Origin of the sequence: Phocaeicola sp., assembly GCF_048170425.1 — a bacterium.
Classification (GTDB): domain Bacteria; phylum Bacteroidota; class Bacteroidia; order Bacteroidales; family Bacteroidaceae; genus Phocaeicola.
In genome coordinates this window covers 1-12489 of the sequence record NZ_DBEXBB010000129.1, presented here as the reverse complement: position 1 = coordinate 12489, position 12489 = coordinate 1, and the positions used below count along the sequence as shown (strand labels likewise).

At 48.8% G+C, this 12489-nt stretch carries 12 protein-coding genes; 2 read left to right on the top strand and 10 right to left on the bottom strand.

Features of this window, described 5'->3' with window-relative positions:
• The first annotated feature begins 9 nt into the window (after nucleotides 1–9).
• Nucleotides 10–999: a Gfo/Idh/MocA family protein gene (locus ACMJ0U_RS05055; RefSeq protein WP_022052446.1), complete on the top strand. Its 990-nt coding sequence runs from the start codon at nucleotides 10–12 to the stop codon at nucleotides 997–999.
• Between the two features lie 75 nt (nucleotides 1000–1074).
• Complete coding sequence (locus ACMJ0U_RS05050; protein ID WP_417128621.1) at nucleotides 1075–2175, top strand: DUF4421 domain-containing protein; 1101 nt, start codon at nucleotides 1075–1077, stop codon at nucleotides 2173–2175.
• Nucleotides 2176–2240: 65 nt separating this feature from the next.
• Here the strand turns inward: ACMJ0U_RS05050 and ACMJ0U_RS05045 are convergent, their stop codons facing one another.
• The 10 genes from ACMJ0U_RS05045 to ACMJ0U_RS05000 all read right to left on the bottom strand — a co-directional run.
• The gene (locus ACMJ0U_RS05045) at nucleotides 2241–3854 is read right to left on the bottom strand and encodes a hypothetical protein (RefSeq protein WP_417128588.1); all 1614 of its coding nucleotides are present in this window, start codon (nucleotides 3852–3854) and stop codon (nucleotides 2241–2243) included.
• Nucleotides 3855–3880: 26 nt separating this feature from the next.
• On the bottom strand, nucleotides 3881–5104 hold the full coding sequence (locus ACMJ0U_RS05040) for a hypothetical protein (RefSeq protein WP_417128620.1): 1224 nt from the start codon (nucleotides 5102–5104) through the stop codon (nucleotides 3881–3883).
• A 131-nt stretch (nucleotides 5105–5235) separates the two neighbouring features.
• Complete coding sequence (gene bioD / locus ACMJ0U_RS05035) at nucleotides 5236–5883, bottom strand: dethiobiotin synthase (protein WP_417128586.1); 648 nt, start codon at nucleotides 5881–5883, stop codon at nucleotides 5236–5238.
• A 13-nt stretch (nucleotides 5884–5896) separates the two neighbouring features.
• Nucleotides 5897–6646, bottom strand: a complete 750-nt coding sequence (bioC, locus tag ACMJ0U_RS05030; protein WP_417128585.1) for a malonyl-ACP O-methyltransferase BioC — start codon at nucleotides 6644–6646, stop codon at nucleotides 5897–5899.
• Entirely contained in the window at nucleotides 6631–7299 is a 669-nt protein-coding gene (locus tag ACMJ0U_RS05025; protein ID WP_417128584.1) for a DUF452 family protein, read from the bottom strand. Before ACMJ0U_RS05025 ends, bioC begins: the two co-directional genes overlap by 16 nt.
• Nucleotides 7300–7319: 20 nt before the next feature.
• A complete protein-coding gene (locus ACMJ0U_RS05020; protein WP_417128582.1) occupies nucleotides 7320–8495 on the bottom strand; it encodes an 8-amino-7-oxononanoate synthase in 1176 nt (391 codons plus the stop codon).
• Nucleotides 8496–8513: 18 nt separating this feature from the next.
• Nucleotides 8514–9803: an adenosylmethionine--8-amino-7-oxononanoate transaminase gene (gene bioA, locus ACMJ0U_RS05015; RefSeq protein ID WP_417128580.1), complete on the bottom strand. Its 1290-nt coding sequence runs from the start codon at nucleotides 9801–9803 to the stop codon at nucleotides 8514–8516.
• Nucleotides 9793–10755, bottom strand: coding sequence for a biotin synthase BioB (gene bioB, locus ACMJ0U_RS05010; RefSeq protein WP_417128578.1), 963 nt, complete (start codon nucleotides 10753–10755; stop codon nucleotides 9793–9795). Before bioB ends, bioA begins: the two co-directional genes overlap by 11 nt.
• Nucleotides 10756–10804: 49 nt before the next feature.
• Nucleotides 10805–11194 (bottom strand): hypothetical protein, encoded by a 390-nt coding sequence (locus ACMJ0U_RS05005; RefSeq protein WP_417128576.1) that lies wholly within the window; start codon nucleotides 11192–11194, stop codon nucleotides 10805–10807.
• A gap of 89 nt (nucleotides 11195–11283) precedes the next feature.
• On the bottom strand, nucleotides 11284–12489 hold a 1206-nt coding region (locus tag ACMJ0U_RS05000; RefSeq protein WP_417128574.1), incomplete at its 5' end, for a TlpA family protein disulfide reductase.

The window sequence follows — 12489 nt, the reverse complement described above, 5'->3', positions numbered from 1 at the left end:
CACTCATCTATGATCAAACTAGATAAAGTAAACTGGGGATTCATCGGATGCGGTGAAGTCACCGAAAAGAAAAGCGGACCTGCTTTCAACATGATAGAAGGCTCACGGGTAGTTGCCGTCATGAGTCGCGACGAAGAGAAAGCCAAATCCTACGCCATACGCCATCAGATACCCCGATGGTACACCGACGCACAAGAGTTGATTGGAGACGAAGATGTAAATGCCATTTACATTGCCACTCCTCCTTCTTCGCATGCCACATTTGCCATCATGGCGATGAAGGCCGGCAAGCCGGTGTACATCGAGAAGCCGATGGCTGCCAGCTACGAAGACTGCGCACGTATCAACCGTATCTCGAAAGAAACTGGAGTACCTTGCTTCGTAGCCTATTACCGTCGCTACCTGCCCTACTTCCAGAAAGTCCGCCAGCTGGTGGAAGAAGGTGAAATCGGTAACGTTATTAACGTGCAGATTCGTTTCGCACAGCCCCCGCGCGCACTCGACTACAACAGCAAGAACCTACCGTGGCGTGTGCAACCCGATATTGCAGGTGGAGGTTATTTCTACGACCTTGCTCCCCATCAGCTCGATTTATTGCAAGACATGTTCGGATGCATCCTCGAGGCAGAAGGTTACAAATCGAATCGCGGCGGACTGTATGAAGCAGAAGATACAATCAGTGCCTGTTTCAAGTTTGACTCCGGTCTGCCGGGATCAGGTTCCTGGTGCTTCGTAGCCCATGACTCCGCCAAGGAAGACCGTATTGAGATTATCGGAGACAAAGGGATGATTTGCTTCTCCGTCTTCACTTACGACCCGATAGCTCTGCATACGGAGCGTGGACGTGAAGAAATCCTGCCTCCTAATCCGCCTCACGTACAGCTTCCGTTGATTAAAGCCGTAGTAGAGCATCTGCAAGGAAAGGCTGTCTGTACCTGTGACGGTGTCAGTGCCACTCCTACCAACTGGGTAATGGACCGCATTCTGAACAAACTTTAACCAATACATGATAGGGTGAAGCCACTCTCCTTGTTGACCATACTGTCTATCCTCCTTCTCTATCCGACACACACCATGGCTCAGGTAGAGAAGAAAGACAGCGTGTCAATTAACGAACCAGCCCCTGTAACTTCTCCCCGATTGTCATTAAGCAGTCTGACCGACGACATTGTCCGTTCCATCAAATTCACTGGAAAAGAAATCAAGAAAGCCGGTGCCAAACTGAATACCATAGATACCACCTACATTTCTCCCAACAAATACAACCTGGCCTTCATGCTGGAACAAAGTTCCTGGTATGAACATTACCGATTGGGCAGCAACGATGGACAAAGTCTGAATTTTGCCCCAAACATCAATACTAAGTTAGGAGTCTATTTCGGCTGGAGATGGATCTTTTTAGGACTTTCTTTCGACATCAAAGACCTTATCGGCAAAGGGAAGGAAAAAGCTCCCCGAAAAGAAATTGTATTCAACTTATACAGTGCCAAATTTGGCGTAGACTTGTATTACCGGAAAACGGGCAGCGACTTCAAGCTGTCTTCCTATGAAAAGTTTAACCTGAGCCAAAGCTATACGAACACACAGTTCAACGGTTTTCAAAGCAACATCAAAGGACTGAATGCCTATTGGATTTTCAATCACAAGCGATTTTCCTATCCTGCAGCCTATAGCCAGTCGACCAACCAGCGGAAAAGCTGCGGTTCTCTGTTGGCCGGATTTTCCTATTCCCAGCATAACATTTCTTTCGACCACACCCAATTGCCCGAGGAAATGCAACAGCAACTCAGTTCCTCCCTAAAATTTCACAGCTTACGCTATACCGACTACAACCTTAGTATTGGCTACGGTTACAACTGGGTATTCGCTAAGAATTGTCTGCTGAATGTTTCTCTCCTTCCCGCCATAGCCTATAAAAAAGCACGTATCAATGACCAGCCTACTCAAAGCGGAACCGACTGGGCACAATGGATAAAAGACATCAATTTCGACCTGATTACGCGTGCAGGTATTACCTGGAACAACAGCAAATATTACGTAGGAGCGTCTCTCGTACTCCACACGTACGATTACCGTAAACCTTCCTTCTCCATGACCAACTCTTTCGGAAGTCTGCGTATCTACATGGGATTCAATTTCTGGAAAAAGAAAGAATACCGTGAAAAGAAAGAATAAAAAAGGTAGCTGCCCCAGTGAATAAAAGCAACTCCCATATTAAATAAAACAAACACAATGAACTTCTAAAAGTGAACGCCCAGCGTAAGTAGTACTTGATGACGTTCGTTGGTTACTTTCGTAGCTTGCAAAGCCGCATCACTGAATGCGTAAAAATCAGACTTGTATACATCATATTTATAAGCCAAGTCAGTGTAGAACCACTTGCCTCTGTAACCCAGACCTACAGTTACCGTATTACGGGCCAAATCATTAGTATATTCCGTATCTGTACGCATATCGTTTGCATTCAATGACTTATAAGCCCCATCCTTAAAAGCCGATGTAGAATAATTGTAACCAGCTCTCACACTAAAGGCTGAAGATATACGAGTTTCCATTCCCACACGCAATGTATGTTGTCCTTTCAATGTAGATTTGGTATACCGGTTCTGATTCTCCATCGGAACTCCATCATTATAATACAAACGAGAAGAACCGAAGTCTGCATATTCATATTCCGCCCCTATGGCCATAATACCTCCCAAAGTAGTTCCTGCACTGACATTGAATTTCCACGGAGTAACCAAGCGATAGTCCTGCACCGATTCTCCGGCATAATCTATAGTTCTTTCATTCGCCTTAAACTGTTTGTTATCAGCCTCATTTTCATATTTATAATTCAGTTCCGAATAAATATCCGTAGAATAAGTATCCGTCAATGAATACCAGGTAGGCGTATGAATGGCAATACCGAAACGGAATGGAGACTCTTCTATCGGACGGAAAATCGCACCAAACTTCAAATTAAGACCCGCACCTTCTGTACGATATGCATTTCGCAATTCATAGAAGCCTGAGTGTCCGCCATCATAGATGTCCTCCGTATAATAGGTACTACGTGTATAATTCACATCGTTCACACCTAAAGTAATACCAAAATACATCCGGTCCTCCACATTAAATGCCACATTGAAATCATATTGGTTAATGCCTCCTTCTTCCCGACTACGGAATCCGCTGGCATTTCCATTCCACCCGATGGGTGCCTGATACGTTCCTCCTTTCCCGTCGTCAAAAGTACCTACTCCGACCAGTCCGGTACGGATACCCATTATACCCAGATATGGATAATCAACGTTATAATATGGATTAGTCAAACCGCTGTACCCCTCAGTACCATAATTGTAAATATCATTTATTGCTCCGATAGAAGTAACAGATCCACCCACCATATTAGCCATCTGTTGGGTTTGCGAAACACCGTTAAGCATTCCCCCTGCCGCAAACAATTTATTGAAATTACGACTTTTATGATAGTTAAATCCAAAATTCAAGTAGCGAAGCGTAGTACGGTTGCCTATTTTTGTGGAATACACAAAACCTATCTGATCAAACGAAGCCTTGTTCCGTTTGTCATTCATCTTATTCCCACCAAAGTCACTTTCAGTCTTTGTGCTGTTCATGCCAAAGGATGTAGACAAATCATGCCCTCTGAACAAACCGATACCTGCAGGGTTAGTGCCGATGGTAGAAATATCCGCTCCCAAAGCTCCCATGGCTCCTCCCATACCCACAAACCGGGCCGTACCGTTTAACTCGTCACCAGCATAGCGAACTGCATCATACGCATTCTGCGCCATGGCCTGCGCACTGCACATCAATGAACAGGCCATCGCATACATATATTTCTTTTTCATACTTATTCCTTAATTTAATGTTCAGCCTATCTTCTGTGTGCACCTCCGCCACCACCAGAACTTACACTTCTAGAAGAGCCTCCCCCACTGGTTGTAGTGGAACGATAACTACCTCCTCCAAAGTTATTATAGCTTCTGACAGAAGAATTTGAATTTGTCCGTGAATTGTTTATTTCATTCATCCGATTACCACTATTCTGGTTCATCCGGTCAAACACTCCGGTGTTACGATAAGAATTTGGACGTGTACTACTTGGACGAGAATAAGTAGATTCACCAATACCCTGTGAAGGACGTGTATATCTCACACCTGTATTACGTACTCTTGTGGCATCATCCGGACGTACAGAACGTACACCATTAGTTCCGCTTACTACACGCCCTCCTGTTCTGCCGTTTTGATCCAAGCCACTCATCACACGGCCTCCCGTTCTTCCATTACGGTCAAATACAGAACCCACAGTACCTCTTCGCACTACATTCTCCGCACGGCGGTTATTATAAGAATAAGAATGTCCCTGATAAGCTCCTCCCCATCCATATGACGGATAGTACGGGTGATGATGATGCCATCCCGGCCCCCAATAACCAGCCCAATAGCCACCCCAGTAACCACCATACCAGTAAGGAGAGTACCAGCTGCTATAATACCATGGAGAATACCAATTCCAGCCAAAACAGAATCTTGGTCCGGCAATACTCCAGTTCCATCTCCAGTCCCACCACAGCGGATTGCTATAAGTCGGGAATATGTAGGCATAAAGTCCGTCATCATATACGTTCCAGTCCCATGACAGGAAAGCTCCATACACCACATCCCAGTACAGCGGACTGCTTACCGGAATGGCATAGCGCGGACTACGGAAACGGACAATACGCATAGCATACTCGTAATCATCCTGCGTACCTTCAAATCCGTTCACCCACTCTCCCCGTTCGCTATACGGCTTTTCCTGAATGTAAAGCGTATCGTTCTGCATGGAGAACGTGTTCTCACGCGATGTGTACCGACGGTTGTACTCATCTACATCACGCGTATTTCCTGCCACATCTTTCACTACCACCGGAGTGGAAGTAGTCGATGTGGAATACACCGTTGTCCCCTGACTATTCTGCTTCGGGGCCGCTACGGTCTCCTTCTTCGTTTCCGTTTTTTTCTTGGGAACGAAGTAAAGGTCGTCGTTACTCTGCGCTGCCAAAATGAATGGCAAGCCAGCCAACATCAACGAAGCAAATACTTTCACCTTCATCATAATTATATCATTTAACGGTTTCACCTTTTTAATCTGATACAAAATTAGAAAGATATTTCTCCCCATCAAGCAGGAAATCCCTATTTCGAGGTAGGGATTTCCCTAAACTTGTCGAATGCTCAATCTTTTTACACTCCCAAGAACGGAACTACCACAAACTCTGCGTCTGGATATTCCCGTTTCAGCAAGTCGCGCATATATTCCTCCGTATCGTGACGGATAATCTCATCATCTTCTTCCGGAAAGAGATTATAGGCCAGTGTATGCAGACGGATGCCCCGACGCGTCATCGCTTCCAGGCTCAGCAACGTATGGTTGATACTTCCCAGGCGACCGGAAGTGACGAACACCAGCGGATACTGCTTCTGTGCCACATAGTCGATGGTCAGCAGCTCACGGGTCAGCGGCACCATCAGTCCTCCGGCTCCTTCCAGCAACACCGCATCATAGCGTTCGCTCAACGTCTGAGTGGCACGTTCAATCTTGTCGAAGTCAATCGGACGCTTGTCTATCTCCGCTGCCAAGTGCGGAGAACAGGGATAAGAAAAAATCTCCGGCATGGTCAATCGTTCCTTATCTTCCGGCAACAAGCCGGTACCCATAATCCGGCGGTGCAGTTCGATGTCTTCCGACATGTCCGTATTCCCCGTCTGAATCAGTTTCTCCGTAATGGTACGGATGCCCCGCTCATTCCAGGTCTTAGCCAGGTAAGCCGTGGCATAACTCTTTCCGATATTGGTATCAATTCCGCTGACAAAATATACATTCTTTTTCATTCTCGTAACCTTTTTATTTTCTACATATCATATAAATAGGATGAAAGGTCAGGTACACCTTTCCCCGTTCATCCGAAAATTGTCTCGTATAATTCCGGCAGAATTCCTGCAACCTGCCGCGTGTCCATGGCTGTGCAGCCGTACCCGTCACTCCGGTCTCCTTCAAATGCTTCAACACGTCCAAGGGGGAAGAAAATGACAGGCGCAACTGTTCCTCGTGGGCATATACTACCTCATAGCGTGCCGCCAGCATCTCTTTCAGTTCCTCCAGCGACGGATACGACAATCCCGCCGCAGTCAGTGTCGCCACCTCCTCTGTATTGTGAGGACCGAAGGTACTGAAAGCGAGGTATCCCCCTTCGTGCAGCAACTTACGGCATCCTGAAAAGAAACGTGGCAGGTCTTCAAACCACTGCACCGCCGAACACGATACAATCAGATCCTGCCCCTCCGGAAAAGCTAATGTCTCCGCATCCTTCGCCATGAAATGCACCTTTTCACCCAGCACATCTGCCAGGTAAGGTTCCACTTCCGGACAAAGGTCGTTCAGCCACATCTCTTCCGGTTCAACTTGCTGCAAGTACATCCGCGTGAACATGCCCGTGCCACAACCAATTTCCAGTACCCGTTCCTGTATGTCCGAAGGAATGTAACGCCCGGTCAGTTCCGCCATCCGGGATGCCACGTAACGCTGCACGTCGGCCTTGTCCAGGTAAGTTCCCACAGCCTTGGCAAAGCGCCGACTAATCAGAGCCTTGTCCATAAGCGACTTTCTCCGTTCAGCAACTCACGGAACAACTCCTCGTCATAGTGTTCCGCATCCACTTCTTCCACTGCCACTCCCTGCCAGGCTTCGCGCTGGTTCTGAGGCGGGAAAATTTTGTCGTTCGTCCCGACAACCGCCTTGTCCCAAGTCCACTCCACAGCCGGACGAGCCTTTACTGCCGTCCACAAAGCAGCCAGCTCCTGATGCAAATCATCTGCCTCCCGATAAGGATGATGCGACAGGAACGTCTTCACCTGTGCGGCCGACCCGCAAATCCGCCGACGGAAACGAACCAGCACCGGTTCCGAAAAATTCTCCAGCGTTCCCTGAAAGATGGCTTCAGGTATGCCTTTTGTATCGTGAATAGGGAAAGACGTACCATTCACCGCCAGCCTCACCCCGTAAGGGTACTCTTTTCCGGCCAACGTCTGGCAGGCTACCCATACGCCCATAGACCATGCCATGACCCGTATCTCCCTGTAGCCCTCCAGCAGACTGTAGTCAAAATCCAAATCCTTATAATCGAAGCACAACAGGCAGTCGCATTCTTCCTGCACCGGTCCGGCAAACAGATTTTCGTCCGAGCCCCATCCGGCAAAGAAGAGCAGCAGTGTGGAATTTCCTTCCTTCTTGATAAACCGTTGTTTCATATCTTAATTTCTTTCTGTTTTCATGCTTTCATTTCATGACACAACCGTGCCATCTCATCCTCTTCAATCAGCGAAGTCAGCGAGAAACGCAACCGCGCCGTACCCTCGGGTACGGTAGGCGGACGCACCGGCAACACATAAAAGCCGTGTTCCTGCATCTGCAAGGCCTTCCAGATGGCCTTCTCGTTGGCTCCCACTACCAGGGGAATAATGTGACTTTCCGACGGACATTCCACCCCACTCTCACGGATAGCCGTCCGCAGACTCGCTGAGATTTTAGCCAGATGCTCCCGCCGTGCCTGCATGTCTTCCAGGTGCGACAAGACAAAGCGCGTCCATGCCACATTGATAGGCGGCAAGGCCGTAGTGAAAATCAACGTACGCATCCGGTTCACCAGGTAATCGCGTATCACCTTCCGGCACACTACATACGCTCCCACGGAAGCCATCGCCTTGCCGAAGGTACCGCACAAGAAATCGATGTCCTTCAGACAACCTTGTTCCTCGGCTACCCCCAGTCCTCGCTGGCCCCGTACGGCAATGCCGTGCGCCTCATCCACATACAACATCACGTTGGTATAACGGCGCTTCAGTTCCACCAGCCAGTCGAGCGAAGCCACGTCACCGTCCATACTGAACACACTTTCCGTCACCACAATAATCCGATGATACTCGCCGTGATGTTTGGCCAGCAGATTCTCCAACTGCGCATAGTCCTGATGACGGTAACGGATGCACTTGGCCGCCGACAAGCGGATGCCGTCAATCAGACTCGCATGCACTAATTTGTCGGCTAAAATCAGCGTGTTCGCATCGGTCACCGCCGGAAGAATCCCCGTATTCATGTGATACCCGCTGCTGAACACCAGCGCACTCTCCGCTCCAAACAACGAAGCCAGCAGCGATTCCAGTTCCCGATAGGCCGGGAAGTTGCCCGTCAGCAACCGTGAGGACGAGGAAGAAAAGCACAAATCCCTCTCCTTCACCGTCTGCAAAAACTCCTCACGCAACGCCTTGTCCGAAGCCAGTCCCAAATAATCGTTCGACGACAGGTTCAGCATCCTCCGTCCACCGGCCTCAATCCATTTCCCGTCGCTGCAGGTTTCCGGCAACACACGCAGGTTGCCACACGCCTCCAGCTTGTCCAGTTCCAGCTGAAAATCTCCGTCCAGTCCGGGTTGTATTTCATTTTCCATGATTTACCTCCTTTGTTTTTATTCCGGCATTTCGCCGACAATCTTACACAAACCGCTCGTCAGCTTGTTCAGCTGCTCCGGACGGATGATGAAAGGCGGCATGATATAGGCCAGCCGTCCGAACGGGCGCACCCAGATACCTTCTTCCACAAACCGGCGCTGCATCCAGCCCATGTCGACCGGCTTCTTGGTTTCAATCACTCCGATGGCCCCCAGTACCCTGACATCAGCCACCTGCGGCAACAAAGCCGCCGGTGCCAGTTCTTCTTTCAACTGTGCTTCAATGCGGCGTACCTTCTCCTGCCAGCCTGACGACAACAACAGACGTACGGAAGCCAGTGCCACGGCACAAGCCAGCGGGTTGCCCATAAACGTAGGACCGTGCATGAACGCACGCGGCTCCTTGGAAGAAATGCAGTCGGCCACCTTTGCCGAAGCTAGCACCGCCGAGAAGGTCATATACCCTCCTGTCAACGCCTTGCCGATGCACATGATGTCCGGTTCCACCTGCGCATGTTCCCATGCAAACAATTTTCCCGTACGTCCGAAGCCTGTGGCAATCTCGTCAAAAATCAGGAGCATGCCGTGTTCCCGGCAGAGGCGTGCCGCCTCCCGTAAATACTGCGGATGGTAGAAACGCATCCCTCCGGCTCCCTGCACGATCGGTTCCAGAATCAGGGCCGCCAGCTCGCCATGGTGCTGCGTGATGACTTCCCGCAACGGCTCGATGTCTTTCTCGTCCCATTCCGCATCGAAACAGCACTGCGGAGAAGGTACAAAATAGCGCACCGGAAGGGCCGAACCAAACAGGCTGTGCATGCCCGTCACCGGGTCGCATACCGACATGGCGTTCCACGTATCGCCGTGATAGCCCGAACGGATGGTCACAAAATTGTTCTTCTCCGGATGACCTGCCGCAAACTGATACTGCACCGCCATCTTCAAAGCCACTTCCACAGCCACCGACCCACTGTCGGCATAAAAAATGTATTCCATGCTGGGAGGCACGATTTTCAGCAATTCCTTTCCCAATTCGATGGCCGGCTCGTGCGTCAGTCCCCCGAACATCACGTGCGACATTCGGTGAAGCTGTTCTTCTATTGCCTGGTTCAACACCGGATGATTGTATCCATGCACGGCACACCACCACGACGACATGCCGTCAATCAGTTCCGTACCGTCGGCCAGCGTCAAGGTACAACCCTGTGCCCGTTCCACCTTATAAGTGGGCAGCGGGTTTGAAGTTGAAGTATACGGATGCCACAAATGGTCCCGGTCAAATTCGTCAAACAATTTCTCACAATTCATATCCTGCCTCCTTTATACGTTCTTTGTCTTTAGTTACTTTTGAGCCAAGGGTGGTCAGCAAATCCCCCACAATGGCCGAATTGATTCCCACATACAGCGCACGGTCCGCCGTCTCCTCGCTCAACTGCGAGCGCCCTCCGGCAAAGCGCAGGAAAGCCGTCGGATTCACCATGCGGAACATGGCCACCGTACGCAGCACCTCTTCCGCCGTCAGCGGCTTTGCGTGTTCCAGCGGCGTACCCTTGATGGGCTGCAACAGGTTCAACGGGATGGACTGTACCTCCAGTTCCCGCAAGGTCAGTGCCAGTTCCACCCGCTGGGCCGGCGTTTCTCCCATGCCGATGATGCCTCCGCTGCACACGTCCATACCCGCCCGGCGAGCTGCCTGGAGCGTTTCTATCTTCTGTGCCTGCGTATGCGTGGAACACAAGGTCGGGAAGAACGAAGGCGCCGTTTCCAGATTGCAGTGGTAACGGCTCACCCCCGCACGGTGCAGGGCTACGAGCTGTTCTTCCGTAGCCAGTCCTAACGACGCACACAATTCAATCTTACTGTGCGCCCGAAGGTATTCAAAGTGCTTGCAAAGTTTCTCTACCTCTCCCGCCGAAGGCCGACGACCACTGGTCACCAGTGAGAAACGAGCCACACCCTGGCTTTCGTTCATCTTTGCCTGACGCAAACATTCCTCTTCACTCACCAATCCGTACTCCTCCACGCCCGTGTGATGATGCACCGACTGGGCACACCATTTGCAGTTTTCAGGGCAACGTCCCGACTTGGCATTAATGATGGAACACATGTCAAACTTCCGTGAAGCGTATGCCACCGTAATGCGGTGAGCCACCTCACACAGTTCCTCAAAAGGCGCTTCCTCGAGCAGCCACAAAGCCTCCTCCGAAGTAAGCATGCCTCCTTCCTTTATCTTCTCTTCTAATTTCTGTAATCTTTCCATACGTATTTATCCTAAAAAAGAAGGGATGTATCCGCTTCGGTTAAGTCTGTCAGACTTGACCTGAAACGGGTACACCCCTTCCGGTTATTGTTATCTTATTTATTTCATCTAAAAGCAACGCAGGCACTTCTTCCCTTTGCGGCACCAGCAGACACCACAATCTTGTCCGGTCTGTTTCGAATAGACTTCCTCCAAGCCCTAGTCCTCCACTTCCAAAGAGTGCATCTTCCTCCGAAAGGTCAGTCCATGACGTGCCTTCTATTTTCTTTCCCTCGCACACTGCCGTTTTCTGCTTGCCCAATGAAGCATCTGCAATTCCTCGTCCCACCTGTCCGATGGTGACATGGCGATGCAGGCTCACGAACGCAGCATATTCCTTCCGGCTCCAGCGACGGAACCGAAGCATGACCTTTTGCGAACAGGGAGTGATACGATGCATCTGTTTTCTCTTTGTTTAAATGTATGGCTGCAAATGTATAGAAAAATCTACAGAAAATGCAAGGATTGAGGAGAATACGTTTTTTCGGTCTACAAATTCGCTTTTATCTTCTTTTCTATCTCTGCATCTGTTGTCTTTCCCGCATAGCCTTGAAACTTTGCAATTATCGTGCGATCTTTACCTATCAAGTAAAACTGCGGAACTCCGCTACCAGCCTGATAATCATTTATAAGTTTAGCAATTGTATTCTTATCGGCTGTCAGAAAGCTGTATTCTATTCCCTGATTTTTCACATAGGCTTCGCAAGACGACTTCGACCTTCCCCACGTTTCCACAGCCAGCACTTCAAGCTCGTTCACTGTATATTCTTTTTTCAACCTGTTCAAGAAAGGAATCGAAATCTTGCATGGTCCGCAGCCTATCCCTGTGAACTGCAACAAGATGACCTTCGACTTTATACCGCTTAAAGAAACCTTCTGACCCTTCATATCAGTAAGCGTCCAGTCTGTAGCTTTTTTACCCGTCATATCCACAGTTGGTTTTGAAGATCGCTGCCCTTTTTTTACAATCTCAAAACCTTCTGGATAATAATTTGTCGCTACAATACACTCTTTATCAACCGGGTTATAGATAAAGTCAGAACAAGAAGCTTCATTCATGTTACCCTCCATTTCCCTCCGATAACGATATGGCATGTCATCTTTTTTGGAGATCCAGATTTTGTAGACAGACGTCGGATCATATACATACGGATTCTGCGGCATATAACGAGCTTTACCAAAAAACTCCACCTGAACAGGCATGTGAATGGTCAGTTCCATCAAATAATCATCACCCAAATCTTTCAAGGAAAGCTCTATAGAGTCCTGGGTAGTAATTGCGTATTTAAGAATTGACTGAGTATAGTAAAAGAATTCAGGCATAACCATACGGAAAGGAAGCGGGCTTTTAGTTGTAAAATCATCTTCCCGAATCCATTTTTCCCCCTCCTCTTCATAAACATAAGAGGACACTTTTCCATCATATACACCACGAAAGGCATTGTCCTGAAACTCTACAAAAGATGAACCTATAGCCGTATCTTGTGGGTTAATATGTTCATAAACTTCGGATGTTACTGTATAAACAGGATCTTTTTCCCCAGGCAACCAAGCTTGTCTAACGACCTTATAACTCACTGATTCAACCTTGTTCATTTTCTGTAATACGTCAGACAAATATTCTTTATCGGTACGCGGGCCACAACTAACAGATATCAATATACAAAATGCGGCCATAAGTAGATTTTGAGTTTT